Source organism: Streptomyces sp. NPDC001663 (assembly GCF_042893105.1).
Classification (GTDB): Bacteria; Actinomycetota; Actinomycetes; order Streptomycetales; family Streptomycetaceae; genus Streptomyces.
This window is the reverse complement of the sequence record NZ_JBIAUR010000006.1, coordinates 393,982-420,532: the sequence shown is the minus strand read 5'-3', so window position 1 is coordinate 420,532 and position 26,551 is coordinate 393,982. Positions and strand designations below refer to the sequence as shown.

The following is a 26,551-nucleotide window of genomic DNA, read 5'->3' as shown; positions in this document are numbered from 1 at the left end:
GTGGCCGGCATGAGGCACATGGCCAGCGTCAGTCCCAGCGCCAGCCTGTCCGCGCCGGCCACCACGGTGCGCGGGGGCCGGACGAAGAGCGACACGCCCATGGCGGCACAGCCCAGTGCCAGCACGATTACGGCGATGATCCGGCCGCCCGGCACATAGGCGGCCAGCAGGTAGCCGGGCAGCGGGCTGGTCGCGGGGGAACCGGTGTGGCCCGCGCCCAGCGGGAAGAGCACCACGTGCTCGACGAACGCGTGCGGGTCGACCAGCAGGGACGGCAGCACCAGCACGCCTGCCAGCAGGAGGGCGGCGGCACCGGCCCGTATCACCGCGCGTCGGCCGGCGGTCACGGCCAGGAGCGCCAGGGCCACCGGCAGCAGCGGCCAGGCCGTCCACTTCAGCGCCGCCGCGGCGCCCATGGCCAGGCCGGCCGCGGTACCGGAGCCGCCCTTCCCCGCGAGAGCCAGTGCCAGACACATCAGTCCAATCACCGGAAGGTCCACCCCGCCCACCGCGAGCGGCAGGGCCACCGCGGGAAACGCGGCCAGCGGGGCGGCGACGGCCTTCGGCGACACGACGCCCGCCCCGCCCCGCACGGTGACCGCCTCGACGGGGCGACGGCCGCCCGCCCTACGGCGTCCGCCGGCCACGCACCGCGCGGCGCAGCCCAGGGACACCAGGAAGGTGGCCGCGAACCAGAGTCGGGCGTCGGCGAAGGGAACCTGGCCGAACACCGCGCGCGGCAGACCGAAGACCGCCATGCCGGGCAGGTACGGGTTGTAGTCCTCGACCCCGCCCGGATGCGGCAGATAGGGACTGCCCGTACCGAGCAGCAGACCGCCGGAGCGTTCGACCACGCCGACCTCGGACTGGGCCACTCCCAGGGCCATCAGCACCACGAGCGGCACCACCACCGCTCCCGCCACCCCCGCGACCACGCTCGGCCGCCCCCCCCAGGGAGACGACGTCCTGCGGGCCGAAACCGCCGCGACCGTGTATCCGACGGCCGCGCAGACGCCCCAGACGCGATGCGCGGGGAGTGTGGTGACCGTGGCCAGCACCAGAGCGAAGCCCGCGCACCCCCACCAGTACAGGTGCGTCCACCGGGCCGCGACCCGTGACACGACCGCAAAGTCCAGGAAGCGCCGGTACGGCGAGGCGGCGGCGACAAGGCGCCGCACGGATGGGACAGCGGTGGAGCTGAGCGACATGACCGTACTCCCGAGGCGAGATTGAGGACCGGTCCTCAATCTCGCGTCGGCGAAGGTCTCGGCGGATCGGCCGAACGGCCCAAGTCCACGGCGCGGCTTGGCGCGGCCTCGGCTGAATGGCCGATCAGCCTGAGCGGAACGTCTGCCTGTCTTCGGTTCTCGTCTGCTGGGCACGCTCCGAAGGGGCCCGTGCCGTCATCTCGGTCCCGGTCCGCCGCGGCCTCGCGGTCCCGGGCGCAGACGACCGACAGCGGACGCACCCGGCTCCTCGCCGTGCTGATCGTCCGGAAGCGCCCATCTCGACTCGTCCGTCACGGAGTTGAAGGCGCTGGCCCTCCGTGCCGTTCCAGGCCTGCCAGACCTCACCAGGGCCCGCCGCGGAGCATGCGCTCAGGTCGACTCACGCACCACGAGCCGGCACGGAACGGTATGCACCCCGGGCTCCGGCTCGGCACCGATGGCGTCCAGGAGTCGCAGCGCGGCCTGGCGTCCGATCTCGCCGAGGTCGGTGTCGATCGTCGTCAAGGGCGGACGGCTGGCCAGGGCCATGATGTCCCAGTTGTCGTACCCGACGATCGCCACGCGGCCCGGAACGTCCAGCCCCTTCTCCCGCAGGGTGTCGGCGACCCCCCTGGCGATCTGGTCGTTGCCGCAGAAGAAGGCGTCCGTGTCCGGTGCCGTACGCAGCACGGCCTCGGCGGCTCGGCGCCCCCATGCCTCGCTCCACTCCCCGAAGTGGACGCGCCCGGTGGCGAGTTCGAGCGAGGCGTGCGCGATGAGATCCTCCGTGTGGCGCGCGCGGTCGTGGGCGGCCGCGTGGTGCGCCGGGCCGGTGATGTGGGCGATCCTGGTGCGGCCGGTCGCCGTCAAGTGCTCGACGGCCAGCTGCGCCCCGCTGCGGTCGTCGGAGACGACGGAGATGTCGTCCGGGTCGGCGGACGGCGAGATGGCGTACACCGTCGGGATCGGCTCGACCCCCTTCAGGGGCGGCCGCGGGTCGGTGCGGCGACCGGTCACGATGATGCCGTCGACCCGGCGGTCCATGAGGTTGCTCAGACGGTGCTGCTCACGCATGACGTCGCCGCGGGTGCCGCACAGCAGCACCGGGATCTTCCCCGCGCCGAGCGCGTCCTCGGCCCCGAGCAGTACCGGTGAAGCCGGCGCCGATGATGACGCATCGGCCGCAACAGGGGTGGCCGCCAGGAGCCAAACGACAGGCGGGCCAGTGACGATCGCCCCCAGGTCAGCCCATCTCCCCCGTTGCGGTCCGATTCCGCGTGGCCGACTACACGGCGTCAGGCAGCTCGACCCTCAACTTCGCGGCGGCATCGGTGAGTTCGCGCCACAACTTGGATGCGACGGGGATGCCCTTCTCGCCACGCTCCGCAGCGACGGCCTCACTGCGCTCACCGGGGTAGAAGACGCCCTCGGCGCCCTGTGCCACCGGCAACGTCTTGAGTACGCCCAGGGTGGTGTCGACAGCTGCCTCGAAGGTGCCGGTGTCACCGAACGCGCCGGGATCGATGGCGATGAGCAGGGCATTCTGGCGGTGTCTGCGGCCCGCTGGGTCAGCCGAGTGGAAGGACGCGAAGATCGGCGCCCCGACCAGCACGCTGGTGAGCAGTTCGAAGGCAAGAGACATGCCGGACCCCTTGGCACCGCCCAGTGGCAGTGGCATCACCGCCTGCGCGGGGTCGGTGGTCGGGGTGCCGTCCTCGGTTGCGGCCGCTCCCTCGGGCAGTGGAGCGCCGCTCGCCTTGGCCTGGCGGATCTTCCCCAGGGCGATGGTGGCGGTGGCCATGTCGAGCAGCAGCGGCGCGAACGTGCGACCGGGGGCAGCGATGGCGAGCGGGCTCGTCGCCACGGCCGTGCCCTTGACCCCCGTGTATCCCATGTTGGGCATACCTGAGACGAAGCCGACTCCGATCAGCCCCGCCTCGGCGATCTTCGACACGTAGTAGCCGATGGCGCCGGTGTGGACGGTGTGTCGTACGCCGACGGAGGCGATGCCGGCTGTCCGGGCGCGTCGGACCGCCTCGTCGGCGGCTGCGCTCAGCGCGACGGGGCCGGGCGCGCGGTCGGCGTCCAGGACCGCGGTGGCCGGGGTTGTGGACTCGGTCTTCATCTCCGGCTGGGCGTTGGCGACGCCCTTGGCGAGCAGTTCCAGGTATGCGGGGACGCGGGCGATGCCGTGGGAGTCGACTCCACGCAGCGCGGCCCAGACGAACACGCCGGCTGTGGTGGCGGCGTGCTCAGGGCTCAGCCCGCCCTTGTGAAGGAGGGCCGCAGAGAAGGTGCGCAGGTCGTCGGCCTGGACCAGGACCTTCGGGGGTGGGGTGGACATGGTGGCGGATGCCTCCTGGCTCAACGGGTGACGAGGACGTCGACGACGGCCGTGGTGCCCTCGGTCACGGATTTGAGGGCGCGCTCCAGCGCGGGGGCGAGCGCGTCCGGTGCGTCGACGGTCTCGGTGTGCATGCCGAACGGCTCGGCGAAGGCGGACAGTCGGGGCAGCCGGCGCAGATCGGTGCCGAGCCATTCGCCGGTCTCGGCGGCCGCGCCATGGGGATAGAAACGGCGGTGGTTGAGGTTCATGGACTTGTAGACACGGTTGTTGAACACCACGATCAGCAGCGGAAGTTCGTAGGCCTTGGAGGCGTCGTACGACGGGATGACCGGGTTGTAGGCGAAGGCGCCGTCACCGATCGTGAGCACTACGGGGCGTTCCCGCGCGGCCAGTTTGACACCGAGGGCGACCGCGATGCCCTGGCCGAGGCCTCCCTGCACGTAGAAGTACGAGTCGGGGGCGGACGTCCGGACGTGCCGTTTGACAACCCGGCTGTGCGTGATGGTCTCGTCGACGACGATGCCGTTCCGTCCGTCGAGCAGTCCGCGCAGGGTGGCGGCGACCAATACCGGGTCGATGCCGTCCGCCTGGGCGGAGGCTTTCGCTTCGGCGTCGGCGACCGCGGCCTGTTCGGCCGCGTGCCGTTCCCCCTGCGCCGAACGGCAGGCGGTCACGGCTGCCTCGTCGAGGTCCTTGGCCCGCTTGGTCAGCTGCCGGAGGGTGTTGACGACGTTGCCCTCCAGGTACCGGTCCGCGAACAGGACTTGGTAGACCACGTGCGGGCGCTGCGGCACCTCGTCGAGGATCACGACCTTCGCCTTGGAGGGGCGGCGCGACGGCGGGTAGAAAGGGGCGCGGCAGTTCACGAGTAGGATCAGGTCCGCCTCGTCCATCCACGGCCCGATGTCACTGCCGACGTGCAGCGGGTGGGTGCGCGGGAAGTTGGCGCAGACCGCCGAGTCGGGCTCGACGACCGGGATGTTCCAGGCCTCCGCGAAGTCGGTCAGCGCCTCGAAGCCGCCCGCCTCACGGCCGGCCGTCTCGGTCACGATCACCGGGTTCACGGCCTCCCGGATCAGCTGCGCGACCGGGTCGACCTCCTCCGGAGAGCTGTGCGTGGAGCCGGGCGCGACGACCGGCTTGGCCTCGCGGCCGTCCCACTCCTCCAGCAGAATCTCCAGCGGGATGTTGAGGTACGCCGGTCCCGCGGGCGCCCGCCAGGCAAGTTCCGCCGCCCGCGCGACCATCGTGGGAAGGGTGTGGACGCTGGCCGCCTCGGTGGACCACTTGGTGAAGGGCTGGGCCACCCCCTGCGGGCCGCCCACGATGGACAGGTTGCGGTACCACTGCCCGCCCGGGTCCTGGCCGGGCCCGTCGCCGTACGTGGTGGACTCCGACGAGGAGACCACCATCGGGACACCCGCCAGCAGCGCCCCGTGCACCGCCATCGAGCCCTGGAGCAGACCGGGGGCGGCGTGCAGCAGCACCCCCTGCGGACGGCGCTTGACCAGCCCGTACCCGGTGGCCATGCCGACCGCGACGGTCTCGTGGGTCAGGTCCAGGTACTCCAGGCTAGGCAGCCCGTCCCGGTGGCGGCGAGCTAGGGACTCCCACACCGGGGCCCACTCGGAGCCCGAGGAGCAGAACAGGTAGTCGGCGCCGACGGCGTTGAAGGCGGTGACGAGAGCGTCGCCGCCGTCGGCGCCCGAGGAGTTGGTCGTGTCGGTCATCTCTCGTGCTTCCTCAGCCCTCGATCGGCCAGTTCAGGACCTCGGAGATACCGCGGCCCATCATCCATTCAAGCTCCTCGGGCGTGAAGTCCCAGTGCTTGGTGAACTGCTCGATCGTGTCGGTGTAGGTGATGCCGTGGCCCAGCAAGCGGGTGATGTCGGTGCCGTAGAAGCAGCGCTGCGGGCCCATCCTGTCGACCATCTCGCGCACGTACTTCTGGATGTTGTTGTTCGGGAAGGGCTGCGTGGAGTAGCCCGGCAGCGCGGAGACCTTGACGTAGATGTTCGGGTGGGCGGCCAGGTCGGCGGTCTCCTGGACCCAGTATCCGATCGCGTCGTCCACGCAGCGGGCCATGATGCCCATGTGATCGATGATGATCTTCAGCTCGGGGTGCTTGGCGGCAATCTCGCCCAACTCCCGCTTCCAGATGGGCGCGTGGACCATCGTCGGGATGCGCAGCTCCTCGGCGATCGGCCAGTACCAGTCGTTGGTGCCGTCGATCATCCAGTTGCGGTCGATGGGCCGGTGGAAGGTCAGGCGCGTGCCCTTGACGTGCGGGTTCTGCGCGAAGTCCCTGAGCATCGCCTTGCCCTCTTCGGGCTTGTTCTGCGGGATGCGGGCCATGATGCCGAAGCGGTCGGGGTGCGCCTCGCAGGCCTCCAGGGCGTAGTCGATGCGGTCGCCCTCCCAGGACGGCGGCAGGATCAGCGAGCGGTTGACGCCGGCCTCGTCCATCAGCTCCAGGGCCTCCTCGTAGGAGAAGGGGTCCTCGCGGTGGCCGTTGAGGCGGATGCGCTCCCGCGCGCCCGGAACCCAGGGGCGGTCCGGGGTCTCTTCCTTCCAGATGTGGATCTGGGTGTCGACGACGAACATGTCTTCAACTCTTTCCGTAGGGGGGTGGTGGGGGTGGAGCGGACCGAACACTAGGCGGGCGAAGGTGCGTTGCGGAGTCCCCTGGAGCGCAACCAGAAAGTGCGCCGTACGCAGGGAGAACTCAGGTGGTGAACACGGCATCGACGATGTGTTCGGCGATCGACATCGACGCCGTCGCGGCGGGCGAGGGCGCGTTGCGGACAGCGGTGACGCGGCCGACCTGATGGATACGGAAGTCGTCCACGAGGGTGCCGTCGCGGTCCAGTGCCTGGGCGCGTACGCCGGCTCCGCCCCGGACGACGTCCTTCACCGTGACTCCGGGCACGTAGAGCCGGGCGTCCCTCATGAAGGCGGTGGCGGAGAAGGAGCCGCGGTATTCCCTGATTCCGGTACGCCAGTGCTGGGCGGCCATCTTCCAGGCGCCGGGGTAGCCGGCGAGGCCGATCAGGTCCCTCGGGGAGAGACTGGTCCGGTTGTAGCCCTCCCTCGCGAGGGCCAGGACGGCGTTGGGCCCGACCTCGACCGAGCCGTCCACGCGCGGGGTGAAGTGCACGCCGAGGAAGGGATAACGGGGGTCGGGCACCGGGTAGATCAGGCCCCGGACCAGGTCCGCCCGCTCCGGCCTGAGCAGCATGTACTCGCCCCGGAAGGGGACGATCCGGGGTTCCCGCTTGTCCTGGGCAAGGCCCGCGACCGTGTCGGACTGGAGGCCCGCGCACAGGATCAGCCGGTCCACCCGGGCCCGTTCCTGTCCGGAGGCCACCTCGATGCCACCGGGCACGCTGGTGACCGAGGTGACCGGGAAGCCGAGCCTCACCTCGCCGCCCGAGTCGACGACGTCCTTGGCGAAGGCGCGGGCGATCGCCGGGTAGTCGGTGATCGCGGTGCGCGGGGAGTGCAGGGCGGCGATCCCGCCAGCGTGCGGCTCGATCTCCCGGATCTCCTCGCGGGAGGCCTTCCTGAGGTCGGGCACGTGATTGTTCCTGGCCCGCTCGTAGAGGTCGTTCATGCGGCCGAGCTCGTCCTCGCGTACGGCCGTCACCAGCTTGCCAATCTCTCGGTACGGCAGCGCGCGGTCCTGGCAGTACTCGCGGAGCAGGGAGACACCCCGGACCGTGAGGTCGGCCTTCAGGCTGCCGGGCTTGTAGTAGATCCCGGCGTGCACGACTCCCGAGTTGTGGCCGGTCTGGTGGAGCGCGACCTCCTGCTCCTTCTCCAGGACGACGACCCGGGTGCCGGGGCGGCTCAGGGCGATCTCGCGGGCGGTGGCCAGGCCCACGATGCCGGCGCCGACGATGCCAACGGTCTCGTCAGCCACGGGCGGGCTCCCCCAGGTGGACGGCGACCGTCTTGACGCGGGTGGAGAAGCGGAGCACCTCGTCGCCCTGCTCCTTGTAGGCCGTACCGGAGTCACGGAATCCGCCGAACGGCAGGTGGACGTCCCAGCCGGTGGTGGTCGAGTTGACGGCGACCTGTCCACACTCGACGTCGTCGGCGAACCGATAGGCGTTCGCGAGGTCGCGGGTGAATACAGCCGCTGCCAGGCCGAAGTCGGAGTCGTTGACGGCCTCGACCGCGGAGGTGAAGTCCTCGACGGCGCGGACCACGAGGATCGGCCCGAAGACCTCCTCGCGCCAGACCGCCGTCTCGGGGGTGACGTCGGCGAGGACGGTCGGCCGGACGTAGCAGCCGTGGGCGCGGTCGCCGTCGGTGTCGGCCTCGCCGCCCGTGAGGACGGTGGCGCCCTGCTCGACGGCCCTCGCGAGGTCGGCGAGTACGGCGTCCCGCTGCTTCGGGCTCGACAGCGGGCACAGGGTCGTCGACGCGTCGCTGCCCGGACCGACCTTCAGTGTCTCGACCTCGGCGACCAGGAGCTGGGTGAACTCCTCGTACACCGGCTGTTCGACGATCACCCGACTGGTAGATGTGCAGCGCTGTCCGGCCTGGCCGAAGGAGGCGGCGACGACGGCCTTGGCGGCGGCCGGCAGGTCGGCGTCCCTGAGCACGACCGAGGCGTTCTTGCCGCCGAGTTCGCCCTGGAACCGGACGTTGCGGTCGGCGAGCCGGCGGCGGATGCGGTTGCCGACGGCGTTGGAGCCGGTGAAGGTGATGCCGACGATCCGGGGGTCGTCGAGGAGCGCCTCCTCGATCACCGCCGTACGGCCCGTGACGACGTTCAGCACGCCGGCCGGCAGGCCCGCGTCGTGCAGGGCACGGGCGAAGTGGAGGCCGGACAGGGGGGTCTCGGTGGCCGGCTTGAAGACGGCCGCGTTGCCTGCCGCGAGCAGCGGGGCGAGCTTGCGGGCCGGTGTGATCAGCGGGTCGTTCCACGGGCTGATCACGAGGATCACGCCGATCGGCTCGCGCTGTGTGTGGGTGCGGTGGTTCGGGCGTACGTCGTGCAGGAGAGTGCCGTAGCTCTGGCGGGCGAGGCCCGCGTAGTACTCCAGGAAGTCGGCGGCCTTCAGGGTCTCGCCGGTCGCCTCGGCGAGGGTCTTGCCGTTCTCGGCGGTGACGTCCGCGGCGATCTCCTCGGCCCGCTCGCGGATCAGCCGGGCCGCGTCGACGAAGATCCGCGCGCGCTCGAAGGGGCTGGTGCGCTTCCAGACGGCGAAGGCGCGCTCGGCGTGGTCGTAGGCGCGGGTGACGTCCTTGGCCGCGAGGGCGGGGATCCGGGCGATCGGGGCACGGACGTCGGCCGGGTCGTGGACGTCGATCCAGTCGCCGTTCGACACCCACTCGCCGCCGGACAGGGTTTCGAGAGTACGCATACCGTTCACGACACCTCACCGCGCGGGGAGGGGACCAGTCCCGGGGCGGCAGACATAGGTTGCGCTGTGCGCGAGCCGCTCATCAGGGGGTTCGTGCTGGAATCGGCTCGTTGCACCGCGCACTCCTTTGGAGGAAGAACATGGCTTTCACCGTCGTCGCCCACTACCGCTGCGAGCCCGCCGACGCTGACGCGGTGCGTTCCGCGTTGCTCCGGGCCCGGGAGGGGACGCGCACCGAACCGGCCAACCTGGTGTACGACGTGCACACGGTGGTTGACCGGCCGGGTGAGTTCCTGCTGTACGAGCGGTACGAGGACCAGGACGGATTCGAGGCCCACAAGGCCGCCGATCACTTCAAGGAGATCATCGTGGAGACGGTCTGGCCGCTGCTGACGGAGCGGTCGGTGACCTTCGCCGAACTCCTGTGAGGGGCGTCAGAACTCGTTGCCCCACACGTACCGGGCCAGCGTCTCCACCAGCACGAGCTTCCGGCGCTGGCCCTCGGCGCTCAGCAGCGGCCGGCTCGCCACGTCGGCGAAGCCCCGGGACGGCGACAGCGCCGCGTCCTCCAGATCCTTGACCTCGCCCGCCGCGTCGATCCTGGCCAGCACGGTGTCGAGGTCCTCCGGTTCGGACACGGTCGGGTCGACCACGCCCAGACACACGTCACGGTCCTCGGGCAGTGCCCTGACCAGGTCGAGCTCGGCCTCGGTGCCCTGGTCGAAGGGGAGGACCCAGCGGTCGGCCGGGATTGCCTCGTACATCTTCTCGATGCGGGAGCGGTCGACCTCGGCGGACGCCCGCCAGCCGGGGCAGACGGCAATCCGGACGCCCTCGAAGCGTTCGTCCAGGCGTGCCGCGTGGGCGTCGGCGGCCAGCAGGCCGTCGTCGGTCGCCCCGTCCAGCAGGAGCGGGTTGTTGAGCTGGATCAGGCGTACGCCCCTGGCCACCAGCAGAGCGATCTCGGCCCGGATGATCTCCGCCAGCGCCTCGCCCAGTTCCTGGACCGACGAGGGGCCGAGGCCGGGGCAGTAGGTCGTTGCGGCGAGGTACGCCGGCGAGGGCAACGCCACCTTGGGCGCGATCACCGTGAGCGTGGCCACCCTCTCCGCCCAGTCCGCGACCAGGGGCCCCTCCGCCTTGGGGAGGGACTCCGCAACCCAGCGGACCAGGCCGTCGGGGCCCGTCTCGTCGCTACGACGAAAACCTGACACTCCGTCAAGGACGGCACTGCGGAAGTCCTCCCGGGGGTAGTCGCCGTCGGTGACGACGGTGGAGCGCAGCTTGCGCTGGAAGGCCACCGCGTCCCCGACTGCCTGCTGCACGCCGGTGGCGGCTAGGTCGGGCGGCCGGACCAGGCTGCCATGGTGGTCGATGCGGTAGTTGAAGGTGTCCGCCATGACTCACGCGTCCTTTCCGGAAAGCTTTCCGGCCACACCCCAGGCGGCGAACTCCAGCTCGTAGCCGAGGGAGGCGAGGACCTCCTCGGCGATCTGCTGGTCCTCGCCCGCGGTGCCGCCGGCGATGCCGAGGCCGCCGATGATCTCGCCGTCCTTCTTGATGGTGACGCTGCCCTCGGTGGCCATGATCGGCAGGGCGGCGCCGGGGAGCTGGGAGAGCTGGGAGAAGAAGACGGGCTGGCTCTCCTGCCACTTCTTCAGCATCACGCCGGGGCGCTGCATGATCGCCGCGGTGTAGGCCTTGGCGCGGGCGATGTCCGGGGTGAGCGGCCGGGCGCCGTCGGGCCGGCGGATCGCGATCGGGAAACCGCCCGCGTCCACCACGGCCACGCTCACCGCCTTCCCGAGGGCCTGGGCACGCTGGTGGGCGGCGTCGATGATCGCCTCGGCGGCGTCCAGGGTGAGGGTGGTCATGCGGTGTCCTTCGGTGCGGTGAGGGTGCGGCGGAGACGGGCGATCGCCGCGTTGTAGGGGCCCGGTGTCTCCCAGTACATGGAGTGCGGGGCGCCCTCGACGATCTCCAGGTGGGATCCGGGCAGCAGTTCGTGGGCGCGGGTGACGGTCTTCACCCCGAGGACCGCGTCCTTCTCGCCGGCGAGGAAGGCGACCCGGACGCCGGACGCCTGGATCTCCTCCAGGGTGGGTCCGTCGGTGTCGAGGTTGCGCAGGTCCTGCATCGTGGCCACGTTGAACGTGCCCATCTGCCGGAACAGGAAGGTGAGGTCGGCGCGTTCGGACTGGAACGCCTTCGTCAGGAGCCGGTCGATCACCGGCAGCTTGACGGCCTCGGCGCGGTCGGCGGCGGCCAGTTCCCTCAGTTCGGGGTGGCTGATGCCGCCCAGGGAGTGGCCGAGGACGACGGAGGAGACCCGTTCGGGGCGCAGCAGTCCGGCGCGCAGGGCGGCGACCGAGCCGATGGACTGGCCGACCAGCATCGCGTCGGTGATGTCCTCGGCGTCGAGGACCGCGACCACGTCGCCGGGGAAGTCCTGGCCGTCGAACTCCGGCATGGAGGAGTCGGACTTGCCGAAGCCCCGCAGGTCCACGGTCAGGACGGTGAAGTCGTCGCACAGTGCGGCAACCTGCTGCCACCAGGCGGCGTGGTGGCCGCCGCTGCCGTGCACGAACAGGATCGCCGGGCCGCTGCCGTGGCGCTCGTAGTAGATGGCGGTGCCGTCGGAGTCGGCGAAGGGCATGAGAATGAACTCCCGTACGTGAGCGGTCAGTTGGGGCGCTTGCCGTGCCAGACCAGCTCGATCATGGTGTGGTCGGGGTCGTGGATGTAGCAGAACTTCGACTGGTTCTCGGGGCGCTGGATGGGCCGGGTGTGCCGGATGCCCAGTTCCTTCAGGTGCTCCAGGAAGTCGTCCCAGTCGTCGACCTCGACGGCGAAGTGATAGGGCGCCATGCGCTCCATCTCCTCGACGGGGGTGAAGTGCAGATCGAAGTTGCCCCGGGTCATCAGCACCACCTTGGTGTTGGACTTGGGCATGATCCGCTTCATCCCGAAGACCTTCGTGTACCACTCGGCCGTACGGTCGGGGTCGGTCGTGGGGAAGTTGACGTGGTGGATGTAACGGGGTTCCTTGCTCATGCTCGATTCCCTTCGAGGTGTACGGGGTTGGACAGCACACCGATACCGCTGATCTCGACGTCCACGGTGTCCCCCGGCTCCAGCTGACAGGTCGACTCGGCGCCCATCCACAGCACGTCACCGGGGTGCAGGGTGAGGTGACGGGTCATCTCGACGAGGTAGTCGAAGGGGTCGTGGACCATGTCGCCGGTGGGGAACCGGGCGCGCTCGGAGCCGTTGACCCTGAGCGTGGTCGTCTGCGCGAGGGCGTCGACGTCCGTCTCGATCCAGGGGCCCATCGGCTTGAAGGTGTCGCTGTTCTTGCTGCGCCAGAACGTGCGGTCCTGGTGCTGCCAGGCGCGGGCGCTGACGTCGTTGCCGATGGTCCAGCCGAAGACGGCCTTTCGCGCCTCCTCGTGGGTGGCGTGCCGGATCGTACGGCCGATGACAGCGACCAGTTCGGGCTCGGCCTCGAAGCGGCCCTGGACCTCGACGGGCTTGACGATCGGTGAACCGTGGCCGGTGAGCGCGTTGTTGGCACGGTAGCCGACCTCGGGGCGCTCGGGGGTCGCGGCCTTGGCGTGCGCGATGTGCCGGGGGTAGTTGTAGCCGACGGCGTAGAAGACGGGCGGCACGACGGGCGGCAGCCACAGGGCGGTTGCCCGCTCCACCGCCCCGGTGACCTGGGGGTCGCCCTCGATCGGGGAGCCGGACAGCAGCTCGATCTCCGACTCCCCCACCCGGCCCCACACCGCCCGGCCGCCGACCGAGACTCGCGCGTACCTCATGGCGCCAGCAGATGGGAGACGCGCTTGGTGACCAGGTAGGCGTCCAGAGCCTCGGGGCCGCCCTCACGGCCGTAGCCGCTGTCCTTCACCCCACCGGAGGGGGCCTCGTGGACCGAGCCGCCGCAGTGGTTGAGGGAAAGGATGCCGGCCTCCAGCTCGTCGGAGAGCCGTTCGGCGGTGGCGGCGGAGCGGGTGAATCCATAGGCGGCGAGGCCGTACGGCAGCGCGTTCGCGTTCGCGAGCGCCTCATCGAGGGCGGTGAAGGGAACGACGGGCGCGAGCGGCCCGAACGGCTCCTCGTGCAGCATTTTTGCGTCCTCGGGTACGTCGATGAGGACGGTCGGTGAGAAGAAGTACCCTGCGCGGTCGAGCCGTTCGCCGCCGGTGAGGACCTTGGCGCCGCGGTCGACGGCGTCGGCGACGAGCCGCTCCATCGCCCCCAGTCGGCGTTCGTTGGCGAGCGGGCCCATCTTGGTGCCGTCGGCCAGTCCGTCGCCGATGACGACCGCCTCGGCGGCCTTCACGAACTCGGCGGTGAAGTCTTCGACGAGGCTCTCGTGGACCAGGAAGCGGCTCGGGGAGGTGCAGACCTGCCCGGCGTTGGCGAACTTCGCCTGCGCGGCCCGGCGGGCGGCCTGCACGGGGTCGGCGTCGGCGCACACGATCACCGGGGCGTGGCCGCCGAGTTCCATGAGGGAGGGCTTCATGACCTTCCCCGCCTCGGCCGCCAGGAGCTTGCCGACGGGGACCGAGCCGGTGAAGGCGACCAGCCGGGTGACCGGGGAGGCGATGAGATGGGCGGAGACCTCGGCGGGCTCACCGAAGACCAGGTTCAGGACTCCGGGCGGCAGGCCCGCGTCGGCGTAGCAGGCGACCAGTGCGGCGGCGGTGGCCGGGGTCTCCTCCGAGGCCTTGATGACCAGGGAGCAGCCGGCGGACAGGGCTGACGAGATCTTCCGGTTGGGGCCGCCTACCGGGAAGTTCCACGGCACGAACGCGGCGACCGGTCCGATCGGTTCGCGGCGCACGGTGAGGACGGTGCCGGGGTCGGACGGGATGATCCGGCCGTAGGCGCGACGGGCGTCGTCGGCGTGCCAGCGCAGGGTCTCGGCGGTGCGGCGAGCCTCGCCGGTGGACTCGGCGAGCGGCTTGCCCTGCTCCAGGGTGCTGATCCGGCCGATCTCGACGGCGCGTTCGGCGATCAGGTCGGCGGCGGTGTGCAGGATCTCGGTGCGCCGGGCGACGGGGGTGCCGCGCCAGACGCGGAAGCCCTTCTCGGCGGCGGCGAGCGCGCGGTCCAGGTCGGCAGTGGTGGCCAGCGGTACCTCTCCGATCACCTCCTCGGTGGCCGGGTTCACGATCGGGTCGGTGGTGCCGGATCCGCCCTGGCACCACTCACCCGCGATGTGCATGCGGACGGCGGGGTAGCCGTGGTCGGTGGTCATGGATGCGTGCCTCTCAGGCGGGGGCGTCCTGGTCGCGGTTGGTGCGCAGGGCCCAGATGTGGTGCGGCGGGGTGGTCTGGTGGAGGCGGGTCTCGTAGGAGTCGTCGACCCGGTCCATGTCGGCGGCGTACTCCACGCGGCCGCCGCAGGGGGCGTGCAGGAAGCGGAAGACGTTGGAGCCGACGGTGTGGCGGCCGAGCCTGCGGGCCTCGCGCCAGCCGCGCTCGATCATGAAGTTGCCGCCCTCGATGACGTCGTCGAAGCCGGGCACCTCGTAGGCGATGTGGTTGACGCCGGCGCGGTCGGGGCGGTGGCAGAGCAGCATGGTGTGTTGGTCCTGGTCTTGCGGGGCCTGCAGGAAGACGCCCATCGGCTCGACGACGTCGGTGGGCCGGAAGCCGAGGCGCTCGGTGTAGAAGCCGACCGCCTCCTCCTTGCCCTGCTTGGGGATGTTGAGGGCCACATGGCACATGCGCAGCGGATACGCGCGGCCGAGCGGCTCCAGGGCGGTGTTCCAGCGGTTGACGGCGCCCAGCGCGTTGGCGGGACGCGGGGTCACCGGTGCGTCCTTGGGCCGGGCCAGGGTCAGTCCGACGCCGAAGCCGGTCTCGTCGACGGTGTGGTGGACGCCGTCGGCACTCTCCCGCACCTCGCGGTCCTTGCCGGCCGCGGCCACCAGTCGCTCCAGTTCCTCCCGGGTGTCGACGCCCCACACCACCTCGCGCAGGGTGGGGCCCTCCTCCACGGGTGCCTGCAGCAGCGGTCCGGGCTCGGCTTCCAGGTGCAGGGTCTGTCCGGTGAGCGTCTCGAACACGGCGTGCTCGTCGGTCCGCTCCACCAGGAACAGTCCGAAGTCCTCGAAGAAACGGACACACTCGCCGAGGTCGTCGATGCCGTAGGTGACCGATTCGATTCTCTGGATTCCCATGGTTCCTCGTTTCCGGGTCGCCTCGTGAGCGTAGGTTTCGGCACGCGAGAGCCTCAATGACCCGAGCCGCACGAGGTGCGCAATCGTTTGTTGCAGCTACGGCCGGATCGCCGGGATGGGGTTCTGCGAGAACCACTCGCTGAGGAAGTCCAGGAAGACGCTCACCTTGCGCGGGGTGTCGTGTCCGGGGCCGTAGATCGCGTACAGCGGGCGGTCGGGGACCGCGAGATCGGGGAGCAGGACCTGGAGGGCGCCGGAGACGAGGTCGTCGTAGGCCGGACGCTGCGGGAGCAGGGCGAGGCCCCGGCCGTGGACGGCCGCCTTCTGGAGCGCGATGTAGGAGTTGGACGAGAACGCGATGTTGCGGATCTTGTGCAGGGTGCTCGCGTGTCCGTGGCCGATGCGCCAGACCGGGTCGTTCACATGGACGAGGCAGTCGTGGTGGGCGAGGTCGTTCGGGTGGGTGAGCGTGCCGTGCCGGTCGATGTATGCCTTCGAGGCGCACAGGACGAACGGCAGCGAGGAGACCTTCTTTAGGCGGACGCTGGAGTCGCGCAGATCCCGGGTGTGGAAGGCGATGTCGAATCCGCTGTCGAGAAAGTCGTAGGTCCGGTCGGACATTCCGCCGAGTTCGAAGCGGATCTGGATTTTAGGGTGCGCCGCGGAGAAGGCGGCGATGGCGTCCCCGAGGTCCAGGCTGCCTATCCATTTCGGACAGATGATGCTGAGGGTGCCCTCGGCGCGGTCGTGCGACTGGGCTATGCCGGCGTCCTCGGCCTCGATCTCGTCGAGGATGCGGGCGGCAAACTCGGCGTATCGCTGGCCCGGCTCGGTGAGGCTCACCGAGCGGGCCGTACGGTTGACCAGACGGACTCCCACCTGCCGTTCCAGCTCGGCCACATGCCGTGAGACCAGGGAGCCGGAGGAGCCCAGCTTTTTGGCGGCTCCGCTGAAGCTGCCGACCTGTGCCACGGTGACGAAGCTGTGCATCAGTAGCAGGCGGTCCATGGGTGGCTCCTTACTTGGGGCAGTACTGCGGCGCTTCGTCCACGTTGTCCTTGGTGACCAAGACAAGAGGAATGTTGGCAATCTTGTCAACGGTCGCGTCCTTGTCGAGCAGGCCGATCGTGTTCTTGACCGCGGTCTGGCCGATGCTCATGGCCGAGTTCGCGACGGTCGCCGAGAACTTCCCGCTCTTCACCGCGGCGACCCCGTCCTCCGTGCCGTTGACAGTGACGATCTTGACGTCCTTGGCTCCGGCCGCGTCGAAGGCCTTGCGGACCGCGAAGGCCATCTCCTCGTTGGCGACGAAGGCGTAGTCGAGGTCGGGCTGGGCCTGGATCATGTTCTCGGCGACGTCCTGGGCCTTGGCCGGGTTGAACATGCCGGGCTGGTTCGCCACGACCTTCGCGCTGGCCGGCAGCGCGCCCTTGAAGCCGCCCACCAGCAGGTCGGAGGCGGCCCCGGGAGCCCCGGCGACGATGCCGACCTTCACGTTCTTGCCGGCGGCGTCCTTCTCGATCCACCCGGCGTCCAGTGCGCCGACCTGCTTGAGGTCGACCTTGGCAACTCCGAGTACGTTGGAGGTGTCCGAAGTGGCCACGGAGGTGAGGTAGATCGGGATGCCCGCGCTCTTCGCCTTCGCTATGTCGCCCTCCAGAGCGTCCACGTTGACGGTCTGCACGATCAGCGCGTCCACGTTCCGGGCGATCATGTCCTCGATGTTGGACAGCTCGGTCCCGGCGTCCTGCTTGGAGTTGGCCGAGTAGACGGTGGCCTTCTCGGCCTTCGCGGTCTGCTCGACCGCCTTCAGCAGGCACTGGTGGAAGTGCGTGTTGGCACCGTTGACGAACCCGAGGGAGACCGAGCCGTCGACGGCGCCCCCGGCGTCGGACTCGGAACCGCAGCCGGAAAGCACCAGAGCGGCGACGCCGGCGAGCGAGATCGCGGCCGTACGGCGGGAACGGGCGGTGGGCTTCATGAGGTTGGGCCTTTCCTTCGTCATTGAAGAGAGGTGGGGGGCGGACGGCGCTAATGGCCGGGCACGGACTTCCGTTGGAACTCGTTGACGACCGCCGCGACGAGCAACACCCCGCCGGTCACCACGTACTGGTAGTAGCTGTTGACCTGGAGCAGGTTCAGCGCGTTGGCCACCACCCCCAGCAGCACCACACCGAGGACGGTCCCCATCACGGACCCGTGCCCCCCGGCCAACGAGGTACCGCCGATCACCACCGCGGCGACAGCCGTCAACTGCAGTTGCAGCCCACCGGTGTTGGGCGCGGCTGCGCCGAGCCGGGACAGCAGCATCAGCCCCGCGAGCCCGGCGAGGCCGCCCGCCAGGGCGTACAGCGCGAGTTTGCGTCCGGAGACGTTGATGCCGCTCAGGCGCGCCACGTGCTCGTTGCCGCCCATCGCGAAGGCGTCCCGGCCGAAGGTGGTGAACCGCATGGCCAGGCCGATCACGGCCAGCACCAGGACAGCCACTACGCACAGGTAGGGGATGCCGAGCACCTTCTCGTTGCCGAGGGCCCACATGCGCTGCCCGATGGTGATCGACTCCCCGTCCAGGACGAGCAGGGCTACCCCGTCGAGCAGCATCGCCGAGGCGAGGGTGGCGACGAACGGCGCGACCCGGGTGAAGGTCACGACGAGGCCGTTGACCAGGCCGATCAGGGTGGCCAGCAGCAGGGTGAGGACCACGGTCACGAAGGTCGGACGGCCGTCGTGCAGCAGGGTCGCCCCCACCGACACGGTCACCGCCGCGTTGCTGCCCATGGAGAAGTCCATGCCGCCGGCGGTCATCAGCAGGGTCAGGCCTGCCGCGATGACGGCGGTGACGCTGATCTGCCGGAGCACGTTCAGGAGGTTCTGCGAGGTGGTGAAGGAGTCGGCTTGAACGGCGGTGAACACAGCCACCAGGACGAGCACGACGACGAGGCCACCGTGCGGGATGTGCAGCAACTCCCTTGGTGACCATCGGGATTCGGGGCGCTCGACCGCGGTGTCCGGGGCGGCCGAGGGGGTTGTGAGGCTCACTTCGGCTGACCTCCGAGTGCGGTGGCGACGAGTTCGTCGCGGGTGATGGCGGTGATGTCGTGCTCGGCGACCGTGCGGCCCGCGCTGACCACGACGACCCGGTCGGCGAGGCGCATGACCTCCTCGGCGGAGGAGGAGGCGAGCAGGACGGCGACGCCACGCGAGGCGAGGTCGTCGACGAGGGTGTGGATGTCCGCCATGGCGGCGACGTCGACACCGTTGGTGGGGTCCTCCAGGAAGCAGGCGACCGGATCGGTCTCCAGCCACTTGCCGAGCAGCACCTTCTGCTGGTTGCCGCCGGACAGCGTGCCGACGGGCGGGTTTCCGGTGAGGGCGACCACCCCGTAGTTCCCCCGCAACGGGGCGGCGCGCCGGGCGAGTTCACTACGGCGGTGCAGTCGGCGGCGGGCGAAGCGGTCACCGGCCAGCATCAGGTTCTCGTCCAGGGACAGCCCCTGGACCAGGCCCAGGGTGCGGCGGTCGCCGGTGACACAGCGCAGGCCGCTGGCGAGGGATGCGGCGACCCGGCCGAAGGGCACGCCGCGGCCGTCGACCTGGAGGGTCCCGGCATCCGGGCGTCGGCGTCCGGACAGCAGGTCGAACAACCGCGACTGAGCGTCCCCCGCCGGTCCGAGGACGGCGACGATCTCACCCCTTCGCACCTCGACGGAGAAGTCCCGGACGGCCCGGCCTTGCGTCAACCCTCTTATGGCAAGGCCGTGTTCGTCCTTCGGTGCGGGCCGCTCGGGCCGCCGCGAGACGACGTCCCGGCCGACCATGCTGTGGACCAGGTTCGACGGATCCATCTGGGCGGCCGGCGAACTGGTCACCACCTCCCCGTCGCGCAGCACGGTGAGGCGGTCGGCGACGGCCATGACCTCGTCGATGTAGTGCGAGATGTACACGACGGCGACCCCTTCGTCCCGCAGGGTGCGCACCAGCGAACGGATCCGGTCCGCGTCCTTGGCGCTGAGACAAGCCGTCGGCTCGTCGAGGATCAGGATCCGGCCGCCGCGGCGCACCTCGCGGGCCACCTCGACCATGGTCTGCTCGGCCACGGTGAGGGTGCCGGCCACCCGCTCCACGTCGATGTCGATACCGAGCCCGGACAGGGCGGCACGGGCCTGCTCCCGTACGGCCTTCCAGTGCACGGTACGGCCGCGAGTGGGCAGGTCGCCCAGCATCACGTTCTCGGCGACGGTGAGCCCCATCGCCAGCTCGCGGCGCTGCGGGACGCAGGCGATGCCCAGCCTGCGGGCCTTGCGCACGGTGAGCCCGGAGTACTCCTTGCCGTCGACCTCGACGGTGCCGCCGTCGGCCTGGTGCACGCCCGACAGGATCTGCACCAGCGTGGACTTGCCGGCGCCGTTCATGCCCATCAGCGCGTGCGTCTCTCCGAGGTACAGATCGAGGTCGACGCCCTTGAGAGCGGCGGCCCCGCCGAAGGACTTGGTGACACCGCGGACACGCAGGACCGGGGTCATGGCTGATCGCCCTCTGGCACCACCCGGCCGTAGCCGCGGATGTCCGGGAAGGGGGGCTCCTTGTCGGCCTGGAGGTCCACCTGGAAGGTGTTCAGGCACATGCCGAGCATGGTGAAGTTGCCGAGCGCGCCGATGGTGTCGACGAGCCCCTTGCTGCCGAAGTGCTCCAGGGCGGCGGCGAAGGTCTCGTCCGTGACGAAGTGCTCGTCGAGGATCTCCTTGCAGAACCGGTAGAAGGCCTGGTCGGCGTCGTTGTCGAAGACGGCCTCGCGCTTCTCGGCGATCGCCTTGACCGCGGCCTCGGGGACGCCGGTCTCGATCGCCTGGTGCACGTGGGCGTTCCAGGAATACTGCGCGTCCCAGTTGCGGGCGGCCATCAGGAGCGTGAGCTCACGCAGGTGCTTGGGGAGCGAGCAGTCGAAGCGGGCGAACGCGCCGAGCGACTCAGCCCGCTCGCACATCTCCGGGCTGTGCAGCCAGACCCGGAACGGCCCGCGGACGGCACCGCGACGCCCGGCGATACGGGCGGCCAGCTCCTGCTGCCGCGGAGTCATTTCCTCATCGCTGAGAACGGGGAGCCTCATCTGGCCGATACCTGCCTTTTCTTCCGGCACATCTCCCGCAAGGAACCGGAAACCGAGCGGTGCCAGGTGAAGGTACAGCCGACTTCGAGGAGCTCACCCCTCCCGAAATGCAAGGTAAAACTGCACGCTGCAGGCCTCCCTTCGGGCAGGCGGAGGCCTACCGTCTGCCCCCATGACCACCATCATCAAGGCCTCCGAGACTCCCCTCCTCGACCGCGGCGGCGCCGTAGTGACAACCCCGCTCATCACCACTTCGTCCGCGCGGGGCGAGAACAGGATCACCAGCGGGATGAGCGTGTACCCAGTCGGTTCCGGGGCCCCGTTGCACTCGCACAACTGCGACGAGCACGTGACGATCCTGGAGGGCGAGGCAGAGGTGTGGGTGGACGGAGAGACGAGGAGGCTGGAGCGGTACGACACGACCTATGTCCCCTCCCCGATACCCCATCTCTTCCGGAACGTCGGCGACACCCCGCTGCGGATCCTGTGGGTCTACTCCTCGGGCCATGTCACCCGGACCTTCACCGAGACCGGCAAGACGGTGGAGCATCTCTCGGCCGAGGACCAGATGGGCTGAAACCGAAAGGGTGCGGCTCTCGTGGAGTGAGCTTGCCGGTCAGGCCAGGAGTTCGTAGTTGTGCTGGTCGGGCTTGGGGTAGGGGCGTTCGCGTTCTCTGTGTGTGTGGAAGATCCAGTACGGCGGGAAGTCGCCGTTGCTGATGAGGGCCCGCAGGGTCAGGACGGCTTCGGCTTCGGGCACCGTCACCGGCTGCCGGTGATATCGAGTCGGTCGGCCACCAGATGACGTGCGGCACCTTCGACGACGACGCTGGCGATCGGCCATCCGGCCGCGAGTGCCTGGTCGTAGTGGAGATAGGCAGCGTTGTTCTCCAGGTAGCGGCAGGCCCGGTCCGCTGCGGCCCGTTGATCTGGGGACAGGTCCAGCCGGTCGGCTTGTGCGCGGATGCCGGTGACGGCGCCGAAAGCGTCGCCCGCCAGGATCCGGGCGGCCTGGGTACCGACCCAGGTCTCGGCGTCCGGATCGGTGGCGGTGTGGAAGCACCGCAAGGCCAACCACTGCTTCTCGATCACCTGGACGACGTCAAGGACGACATGGATGGTGACGCCCCGTCGGGCGGCCTTCGCATGGATCAACTCCAACTGGTGCTCGGCGCCGTCGACCAGGACCACCCAGCACCGGCGGTGCTGCGGGTCACGGGCTTCTGCCTCGTCGAACGCGGCGGCAATGATGTGGTCCGCGTCGTGCTCCACCGAGGCGGTGAGCCATTTCGCGCAAGCCATGGGCCCCTTGCGCGGAGCGCGGCGGGTGGTGCGGCCGCCGGGCGTGGCGATGATGACGTGTGGCCGGCGCACGGCCGGATCCGCGTCGTGGACGACGGCGAGGGTGGCCATCCGTTTGCGCAGCTCTTCTCTCCGGTGGACAGACGGGTGTGGAACGTGCGCGTCGCCCGCTCTGCGGCCTTCCGTGTGGCCTCCCGCAGGTGATCCGGGCGCATCACGATTCCCTTGCCGTCGATGCTGAGCACCAGCAGCGTCGTGCTCGCTGCCGGGGCAGGGGTGCGGGCGGCAAAGAAGGCCGCCATGTCCACCGCGGCCGCCCGCACGAGCTGTTCGACCTGGCGTTTGCCCACGGCCCACGTCCCACAGCGGCGTTCGATCGCCTCCAGGGCGTGGTCGCAGGAACCGCGGACCGCTTCCAGCACGACCAGACGCCGTAGCGGGCAGCGTCGACGCCTGGCGGGCAGACCTCGTCGAGCACCACGTCGCCGACGAAGTTGCTGGGGTCGACGAGCCACCCCTCCCCCATCACGACGGATGGCTTCAGACGGACCCGATACGTATAGAACTGGCTGCTGCCCTGGTCCGCCTGATCACGGCTCCGACGCAGCATGTTGTGGACAGCGGCCTCGTACGTGCCGACGTGCACGGCCTTCGCCCGCTGCCGCCCGACCCGCGCGGCGCCCCGCTCACCGCCGCCCATCAACCTGCGGGTCTCGGACGTCAGGACGGCCGCCGGATCGTAGTCCCGCCTCGGCCAGTCCGGCTGCGTGCTCGTGTGGTACCAGAAGAGCCGCGCTACCCGGTCGTCGTGGAGCGCCGAGTCTTCGGGGTCGACCGTCACCCGGGGCGAGTCCTCGTGCTCGCAGGTCATGCCACAGCCGGGGCAGGTCTCCTCTGCCTGCTCCCACCGATCGATCCAGTCCAGATCGACGCGCCACCGATGATCGCAGCGTCCACAGAGCATCTGCCGCTCTCGCCAGAAGTCAATCCGCCGTTCCACGGCACCATTCTCCGGAAGCCTCCGACGGAGAACCAGCCTCAGCCAAGGTCTCGAACCCGCCGGAACTGCGCTTCCGCGGTATCTGCTTCGTCGCAGAGCAGATCGACGATCTGCTCCGCGGACCTGCTGGCGTCCTCGGAACACAGCTCAGCCGCGCGGCGGGCAGCGTACCGCTCCCGCGAAGGCCATCTGCGCGTTGAGCAGGCACTCGGACATGACAGCGAGAGAAGTGCTCAGGCTTCGACCCTACGGGCGGATGCGTCTGATGCGACGAGACCCCGGCAGATTCGTCGGGGCTGCCTCGTCGCACTCCGAGGATCAGTTCCCTACAAGACGTTCGCCGTCTTGACGCTCGTATTGCTGACCGGCACGTCGATCCGGTCCCGAGCGACGATGACCCCGTCCTTGACGACGTAGCACTCGACGACGTGCTCGCCCTTGAAGTCCGAGTGCTCGATGCGGACTCCCCGCTTGGTCGAGTCGACGATCTGGCCGCGGATCATGTCCCGCCGCTCGGCTTCCGGACCACGATTGAGCACCTTCCACTTCAGTGTGTAGGGCTCCCCGACCGAGCAGCTGGTAACCATGAACCTCAAGCTCTTGTCGGCCTTGAGCAGTATCCCGCCGCGACGCATCGAGCGGAGCCAGGTCGGACGCCATCCGGCCTGCGTGACCTCGCAGTCGATGGACACGCTCTCGGACACGTCGACCGGGAACTCGTCCTCGATGAACTCCTCGGTGTCCCTGAACGACCGGGACGACTCGCTCACGCTCTTCGCCAGAGGCACCGACGTGCCGAAGACCTCGCGCCACTTCTTGTTGGCGGACGTCTTGCTCGACGGCAAGGAGACCAACGCCGCCCGCCCGCGGTGGTGGAACGTCCTGGCCGGCGCAGACCCCGCGGCTCTCGCTAACCTCGCAGGCACGGGCCTGCTCAGCGACTGCAACGGCCCGAACACCATCCTCCACAGCGCCCGAGAAGACCTCTGGCACGCGTGGAACGACACCGTCGACCCGGTCGTGGCAACCGCCCTGCGAATCACCCTGGACACCCCGCTCCTCCAAGGCGACGCCGCGCTTCTGGACCGGCTCGCCCGGACAGTCGATCTCTCCACGCCCGACGGCCTTGCACAACTGCTGCGCATCGCAGTGAGCAGGGCCGACGAACGGCAGGCCAACCGCGACTCCTCCAGCGACGAGACCATGCCAGCCGACACACAGCTGGTCGCGAAACTCAATGCCGTCGCCGAACGAACCGGCGCCCCGCAGCTCACACCCCTGCCCGAACCTCCGACCACCGGCGAGTCCCCCAACCGCCGTACCGCACCCGTCCCCGCGCAGCCGACCACGGCTCCGACCTCACCTGCCGACGCAGCACCTGCGCCCTCCGAACCGGTCGGCCTGATCCGGGTACTGCGCGCATGGCATCTGAGCCCCTACGAGGCCGGCACACCACAGCACACTCTCGAACAGATGACAGACCTCGTCGGCGACGGCCTCCTCGACCTCGCCACCCGAGGACAGACCGACGATGCCGCACAAGTCCTGCGCGCCATCGCAGGCCCCTTCGACTTCCGCGACGGCCCACTCCTGCTGCGCCGACTCGCCGACAAGCTCCGCCAGAACGGCCATGACGCCCTCGCCGCCGAAGCCTTCGCACTGACCTGGGTACGCACCCGCGGACAAGGCGGATGGCTGAACTTCGGAGGCGAGACAGCCCTCGACGCCCTCCGTACGGCCGCGCAACTCGATCGCACCCTCACCCACCGCGTCATCACCGAAGAGGCCGAAGCAGCGGTGAGCACCGGCCGGTATGGGACCCACGGCATCACGCAGGCACTGATCTTCGCCTTCGCCCATCAAGCCCTCGGCCTGCCCCCAGCCGATTCCCTCGACCTTGCCTTCGCCCTCTGGGACGAAGCCGCAACAGTCATCGAGAGCAGAGCACCCCGAGTCCACGACAGCGACGACCCCCAGCACCCCTACCGCGCCCCCGACAACGACAACGGCACTCCCGCACCCGGCGATCTCGACCGCGCCTTCGCGACCGCGGCACTGGCCGCAGTCGCAATCGCGGACCGGGAGGGCAAACGCCGAGCGATGGTTGCGACGCGATCCCTGATCACACTTCGCCCCGAAGCCACGGCACCAGCCATGGCCCTCGCGCTCGAGCAACTCACAGATCCGGCGACCCTGATGTGGCTGCTGTGCCTCCTCCAGGAACAGGGGCCAGCGGTCCAAGCCGTCGTGGACCACTGCCAGGACGCACTTGAGGCACTGGCTCAAGGACCGCTGCTCACCGTCCGCGCCCTCGCCCGCCGCCTGCTGGCCGATGCGACCGACGTGCCCATGGGAGCGTCGGACCCAGCCAGGCTGAACCCGCCGAGCCGCCTGTGGATCTCCGCCGCCCAGCAAGGCAGCCCGAGAGACCAAGTCGTGACGGGGATGGTGGCAGAGGTGGCCCGCACGCGGCTGAACAAAGCCGAGCAACTGCAGCCCGGGTTGATCCGAGCGGTCCTCGCCAAGGTCCGCCGCGAAGTGGACACCGAGCGCATCATCGAGAGGAATAAGGCCCAACTCCGCGCCAACCGAAGCGTCGACGAGGGCGAGTTGCCGGACGCCTACCTCGCCATCGAAGAGACCATCGAAGAGGCGATCCAAACGGTGGCAGCAGGTAGCCGCGCACACAGGCTCTCGCAGGGCCTTGGCGTGAGTGATCCAGCGGCTTGGGAGGACCAACTGGCCACCGTGCTGACGGACGACCCCCGCATTGCGCTGGCCTTCGAAGAGGTGCGCTGGCCGCGCCCCGACCTTCCTGTGCCACCCGGCCCGGACGACCCGGCCAGCCAGGACACTCCGCTGACCGGAACAACCGTCGTGACCATCTCCACGCGGCCGCTGACGCAAGCCGCCGCCCTCACCGGGCAGGCCCTCTCGGGCTGGCGCATCCTCGCTTCCGTGGAGGAACGCAAGTTCCTGTCACCGCACACCCGGAAGACCGGCCTGACCGTCGTGCGCTTCTCAGGCCCGGAAGTGACGGCTTACGGAAACCAGGACAGCGACGCTATCCCCTTCTCGGACGGAGACATCGACGAGTGGTCCCGGCCGCCGGCGCCGCACGCCGCCGCTGACGTCACGCTGGGGATCCCGCTCCTCGGCCTCGACCGCGCCATGACCGCCGCCGCAGACTCTGCCCAAGGCCTGGGACTACCCGGCTTCACACTGGCCCCCACCCCGTGGCTCCGCACCGCACTCCGCGTGAAGCCCGGAGCCCCACTGACGCTGGAGGACGACCACGGTCCGGGCCTGCGGCTCGTGTGCTGGCGAACCGAATACAAGCGAAGTGCCTACCACCTGCCCTGGCCACAGACGACCGGCTGCGCCGTCGTGGTCCGCCCCGACCTGCTGGACATCCTGTCCGCGCGGGCATCCGCACCGATCGCCATCCGTGATGTCGTCATGCGGCTGGAAGCAGACTGAAAGAAGAGCAGATGGAACACCGAAGGCTCGGACAACATCCCGCGAGTCCGGAACCGTAGGGCATCCCAAAGAGTCACAAGAGCCCGTAGGCGGGGTAAAGGGACTGGCGCCGAGACCTGGCTACTGATCCACCACTACCTCGACGCTCCTGGTACTCCGCACGATCGCTTACCGAGTTCCTACCGGGAGCTCCCCAAAACCAACAGCTGGGTCGGCGCGACCGAGCGCGCCCCATGAACCTGAGATTCCCCGCACGACTGCAGGGTTGACGGCGCCCCTGCCCGGGGGCCGACAGCCGTTCCTGTGCTACGGAACTGGCAAGCCCGTCCATCTGCGCTTCGAGGCAGGACGATGTCGACTGCTCGCACTTCAGCCGCAGCACTACCCGAGCCGGGTCCGCCAGACCAAGATCCGGACCATTTCCGGACCAGCTCCCGGCCAAAGGCCGCGTCTACTACCGTTTTACCAGGTCAGCGTACGTGTAACTGCTGTACCACCAGCAGACGAAGAACCTTCTGGTGTCGTACTCGCCGAAGAA

25 protein-coding genes and 1 pseudogene are annotated in these 26,551 nt (G+C 69.6%); 3 read left to right on the top strand and 23 right to left on the bottom strand.

The window, feature by feature from the left end:
- Positions 1-71: 71 nt before the first annotated feature.
- From ACFY1L_RS21690 to ACFY1L_RS21660, 7 genes and pseudogenes are all read right to left on the bottom strand, one after another.
- Positions 72-758: pseudogene (locus ACFY1L_RS21690) on the bottom strand (glycosyltransferase 87 family protein); the annotation flags it as partial.
- Positions 759-1,598: 840 nt separating this feature from the next.
- The gene (locus ACFY1L_RS21685; protein ID WP_388826457.1) at positions 1,599-2,312 is read right to left on the bottom strand and encodes a substrate-binding domain-containing protein; all 714 of its coding nucleotides are present in this window, start codon (positions 2,310-2,312) and stop codon (positions 1,599-1,601) included.
- 181 nt (positions 2,313-2,493) lie between these two features.
- The gene (locus tag ACFY1L_RS21680) at positions 2,494-3,552 is read right to left on the bottom strand and encodes an Ldh family oxidoreductase (RefSeq protein ID WP_388826454.1); all 1,059 of its coding nucleotides are present in this window, start codon (positions 3,550-3,552) and stop codon (positions 2,494-2,496) included.
- Between the two features lie 20 nt (positions 3,553-3,572).
- The gene (locus ACFY1L_RS21675) at positions 3,573-5,285 is read right to left on the bottom strand and encodes a thiamine pyrophosphate-dependent enzyme (protein ID WP_388826451.1); all 1,713 of its coding nucleotides are present in this window, start codon (positions 5,283-5,285) and stop codon (positions 3,573-3,575) included.
- Between the two features lie 13 nt (positions 5,286-5,298).
- Positions 5,299-6,159: an amidohydrolase family protein gene (locus tag ACFY1L_RS21670; RefSeq protein ID WP_388826448.1), complete on the bottom strand. Its 861-nt coding sequence runs from the start codon at positions 6,157-6,159 to the stop codon at positions 5,299-5,301.
- A gap of 121 nt (positions 6,160-6,280) precedes the next feature.
- Complete coding sequence (gene lhgO, locus ACFY1L_RS21665; protein WP_388826445.1) at positions 6,281-7,477, bottom strand: L-2-hydroxyglutarate oxidase; 1,197 nt, start codon at positions 7,475-7,477, stop codon at positions 6,281-6,283.
- A complete protein-coding gene (locus ACFY1L_RS21660; protein WP_388826442.1) occupies positions 7,470-8,930 on the bottom strand; it encodes an aldehyde dehydrogenase family protein in 1,461 nt (486 codons plus the stop codon). Before ACFY1L_RS21660 ends, lhgO begins: the two co-directional genes overlap by 8 nt.
- 140 nt (positions 8,931-9,070) lie before the next feature.
- Between ACFY1L_RS21660 and ACFY1L_RS21655 the strand changes: the two genes are divergently transcribed.
- Positions 9,071-9,358, top strand: a complete 288-nt coding sequence (locus tag ACFY1L_RS21655; protein WP_388826439.1) for a putative quinol monooxygenase — start codon at positions 9,071-9,073, stop codon at positions 9,356-9,358.
- A gap of 6 nt (positions 9,359-9,364) precedes the next feature.
- Here the strand turns inward: ACFY1L_RS21655 and ACFY1L_RS21650 are convergent, their stop codons facing one another.
- From ACFY1L_RS21650 to ACFY1L_RS21595, 12 genes are all read right to left on the bottom strand, one after another.
- Positions 9,365-10,330: a methionine synthase II (cobalamin-independent)-like protein gene (locus ACFY1L_RS21650; protein WP_388826436.1), complete on the bottom strand. Its 966-nt coding sequence runs from the start codon at positions 10,328-10,330 to the stop codon at positions 9,365-9,367.
- A gap of 3 nt (positions 10,331-10,333) precedes the next feature.
- Entirely contained in the window at positions 10,334-10,804 is a 471-nt protein-coding gene (locus tag ACFY1L_RS21645) for a heme-binding protein (RefSeq protein ID WP_388826433.1), read from the bottom strand.
- A complete protein-coding gene (locus tag ACFY1L_RS21640; RefSeq protein ID WP_388826430.1) occupies positions 10,801-11,586 on the bottom strand; it encodes an alpha/beta fold hydrolase in 786 nt (261 codons plus the stop codon). Before ACFY1L_RS21640 ends, ACFY1L_RS21645 begins: the two co-directional genes overlap by 4 nt.
- 26 nt (positions 11,587-11,612) lie before the next feature.
- Positions 11,613-11,984 carry a VOC family protein gene (locus ACFY1L_RS21635; protein WP_388826426.1) on the bottom strand — a complete coding sequence of 124 codons (372 nt, stop codon included), beginning with the start codon at positions 11,982-11,984 and terminating at the stop codon, positions 11,613-11,615.
- The gene (locus ACFY1L_RS21630; RefSeq protein WP_388826423.1) at positions 11,981-12,751 is read right to left on the bottom strand and encodes a fumarylacetoacetate hydrolase family protein; all 771 of its coding nucleotides are present in this window, start codon (positions 12,749-12,751) and stop codon (positions 11,981-11,983) included. The genes ACFY1L_RS21635 and ACFY1L_RS21630 overlap by 4 nt, the downstream gene beginning before the upstream one ends.
- Complete coding sequence (locus ACFY1L_RS21625; protein WP_388826421.1) at positions 12,748-14,196, bottom strand: NAD-dependent succinate-semialdehyde dehydrogenase; 1,449 nt, start codon at positions 14,194-14,196, stop codon at positions 12,748-12,750. Before ACFY1L_RS21625 ends, ACFY1L_RS21630 begins: the two co-directional genes overlap by 4 nt.
- 13 nt (positions 14,197-14,209) lie before the next feature.
- A complete protein-coding gene (locus ACFY1L_RS21620) occupies positions 14,210-15,124 on the bottom strand; it encodes a VOC family protein (protein WP_388826418.1) in 915 nt (304 codons plus the stop codon).
- Between the two features lie 96 nt (positions 15,125-15,220).
- Positions 15,221-16,132 carry a LysR family transcriptional regulator gene (locus ACFY1L_RS21615; RefSeq protein WP_388826415.1) on the bottom strand — a complete coding sequence of 304 codons (912 nt, stop codon included), beginning with the start codon at positions 16,130-16,132 and terminating at the stop codon, positions 15,221-15,223.
- 10 nt (positions 16,133-16,142) lie between these two features.
- Positions 16,143-17,105 (bottom strand): sugar ABC transporter substrate-binding protein, encoded by a 963-nt coding sequence (locus ACFY1L_RS21610; RefSeq protein WP_388826412.1) that lies wholly within the window; start codon positions 17,103-17,105, stop codon positions 16,143-16,145.
- A 50-nt stretch (positions 17,106-17,155) separates the two neighbouring features.
- Entirely contained in the window at positions 17,156-18,163 is a 1,008-nt protein-coding gene (locus tag ACFY1L_RS21605; protein ID WP_388826409.1) for an ABC transporter permease, read from the bottom strand.
- Entirely contained in the window at positions 18,160-19,647 is a 1,488-nt protein-coding gene (locus ACFY1L_RS21600; protein ID WP_388826406.1) for a sugar ABC transporter ATP-binding protein, read from the bottom strand. The genes ACFY1L_RS21605 and ACFY1L_RS21600 overlap by 4 nt, the downstream gene beginning before the upstream one ends.
- A complete protein-coding gene (locus tag ACFY1L_RS21595; protein WP_388826403.1) occupies positions 19,644-20,201 on the bottom strand; it encodes a carboxymuconolactone decarboxylase family protein in 558 nt (185 codons plus the stop codon). Before ACFY1L_RS21595 ends, ACFY1L_RS21600 begins: the two co-directional genes overlap by 4 nt.
- Positions 20,202-20,403: 202 nt before the next feature.
- On the opposite strand from ACFY1L_RS21595, the gene ACFY1L_RS21590 reads away from it, so the two are divergent.
- Positions 20,404-20,808 carry a cupin domain-containing protein gene (locus ACFY1L_RS21590; protein ID WP_388826400.1) on the top strand — a complete coding sequence of 135 codons (405 nt, stop codon included), beginning with the start codon at positions 20,404-20,406 and terminating at the stop codon, positions 20,806-20,808.
- Between the two features lie 39 nt (positions 20,809-20,847).
- Here ACFY1L_RS21590 and ACFY1L_RS21585 read toward each other — a convergent pair whose 3' ends face one another.
- The 4 genes from ACFY1L_RS21585 to ACFY1L_RS21570 all read right to left on the bottom strand — a co-directional run bounded on the left by ACFY1L_RS21585 (position 20,848) and on the right by ACFY1L_RS21570 (position 23,303).
- Positions 20,848-20,997, bottom strand: coding sequence for a hypothetical protein (locus ACFY1L_RS21585; RefSeq protein ID WP_388826398.1), 150 nt, complete (start codon positions 20,995-20,997; stop codon positions 20,848-20,850).
- Positions 20,994-21,644 carry a hypothetical protein gene (locus tag ACFY1L_RS21580; protein WP_388826395.1) on the bottom strand — a complete coding sequence of 217 codons (651 nt, stop codon included), beginning with the start codon at positions 21,642-21,644 and terminating at the stop codon, positions 20,994-20,996. Before ACFY1L_RS21580 ends, ACFY1L_RS21585 begins: the two co-directional genes overlap by 4 nt.
- Positions 21,645-21,747: 103 nt before the next feature.
- Positions 21,748-22,533, bottom strand: coding sequence for a hypothetical protein (locus tag ACFY1L_RS21575; protein WP_388826392.1), 786 nt, complete (start codon positions 22,531-22,533; stop codon positions 21,748-21,750).
- Between the two features lie 326 nt (positions 22,534-22,859).
- Complete coding sequence (locus tag ACFY1L_RS21570) at positions 22,860-23,303, bottom strand: hypothetical protein (RefSeq protein WP_388826389.1); 444 nt, start codon at positions 23,301-23,303, stop codon at positions 22,860-22,862.
- Here ACFY1L_RS21570 and ACFY1L_RS21565 point away from each other — a divergent pair.
- Positions 23,272-26,013 (top strand): hypothetical protein, encoded by a 2,742-nt coding sequence (locus ACFY1L_RS21565; protein WP_388826386.1) that lies wholly within the window; start codon positions 23,272-23,274, stop codon positions 26,011-26,013. The two genes, ACFY1L_RS21570 and ACFY1L_RS21565, sit on opposite strands and share 32 nt — an antisense overlap.
- Positions 26,014-26,551 lie beyond the last annotated feature (538 nt).

Excerpts from the sequence above, each read along its gene's own strand:
- ACFY1L_RS21595 (WP_388826403.1), bottom strand. The coding sequence starts at position 20,201 with ATGACTCCGCGGCAGCAGGAGCTGGCCGCCCGTATCGCCGGGCGTCGC.
- ACFY1L_RS21680 (WP_388826454.1), bottom strand. The coding sequence starts at position 3,552 with ATGTCCACCCCACCCCCGAAGGTCCTGGTCCAGGCCGACGACCTGCGC.
- ACFY1L_RS21620 (WP_388826418.1), bottom strand. The coding sequence starts at position 15,124 with ATGGGAATCCAGAGAATCGAATCGGTCACCTACGGCATCGACGACCTC.
- ACFY1L_RS21615 (WP_388826415.1), bottom strand. The coding sequence starts at position 16,132 with ATGGACCGCCTGCTACTGATGCACAGCTTCGTCACCGTGGCACAGGTC.
- ACFY1L_RS21660 (WP_388826442.1), bottom strand. The coding sequence starts at position 8,930 with ATGCGTACTCTCGAAACCCTGTCCGGCGGCGAGTGGGTGTCGAACGGC.
- ACFY1L_RS21650 (WP_388826436.1), bottom strand. The coding sequence starts at position 10,330 with ATGGCGGACACCTTCAACTACCGCATCGACCACCATGGCAGCCTGGTC.
- ACFY1L_RS21655 (WP_388826439.1), top strand. The coding sequence starts at position 9,071 with ATGGCTTTCACCGTCGTCGCCCACTACCGCTGCGAGCCCGCCGACGCT.
- ACFY1L_RS21600 (WP_388826406.1), bottom strand. The coding sequence starts at position 19,647 with ATGACCCCGGTCCTGCGTGTCCGCGGTGTCACCAAGTCCTTCGGCGGG.
- ACFY1L_RS21625 (WP_388826421.1), bottom strand. The coding sequence starts at position 14,196 with ATGACCACCGACCACGGCTACCCCGCCGTCCGCATGCACATCGCGGGT.
- ACFY1L_RS21645 (WP_388826433.1), bottom strand. The coding sequence starts at position 10,804 with ATGACCACCCTCACCCTGGACGCCGCCGAGGCGATCATCGACGCCGCC.
- ACFY1L_RS21630 (WP_388826423.1), bottom strand. The coding sequence starts at position 12,751 with ATGAGGTACGCGCGAGTCTCGGTCGGCGGCCGGGCGGTGTGGGGCCGG.
- ACFY1L_RS21580 (WP_388826395.1), bottom strand. The coding sequence starts at position 21,644 with ATGGCCACCCTCGCCGTCGTCCACGACGCGGATCCGGCCGTGCGCCGG.
- ACFY1L_RS21675 (WP_388826451.1), bottom strand. The coding sequence starts at position 5,285 with ATGACCGACACGACCAACTCCTCGGGCGCCGACGGCGGCGACGCTCTC.
- ACFY1L_RS21635 (WP_388826426.1), bottom strand. The coding sequence starts at position 11,984 with ATGAGCAAGGAACCCCGTTACATCCACCACGTCAACTTCCCCACGACC.
- ACFY1L_RS21590 (WP_388826400.1), top strand. The coding sequence starts at position 20,404 with ATGACCACCATCATCAAGGCCTCCGAGACTCCCCTCCTCGACCGCGGC.
- ACFY1L_RS21640 (WP_388826430.1), bottom strand. The coding sequence starts at position 11,586 with ATGCCCTTCGCCGACTCCGACGGCACCGCCATCTACTACGAGCGCCAC.
- ACFY1L_RS21670 (WP_388826448.1), bottom strand. The coding sequence starts at position 6,159 with ATGTTCGTCGTCGACACCCAGATCCACATCTGGAAGGAAGAGACCCCG.
- ACFY1L_RS21610 (WP_388826412.1), bottom strand. The coding sequence starts at position 17,105 with ATGAAGCCCACCGCCCGTTCCCGCCGTACGGCCGCGATCTCGCTCGCC.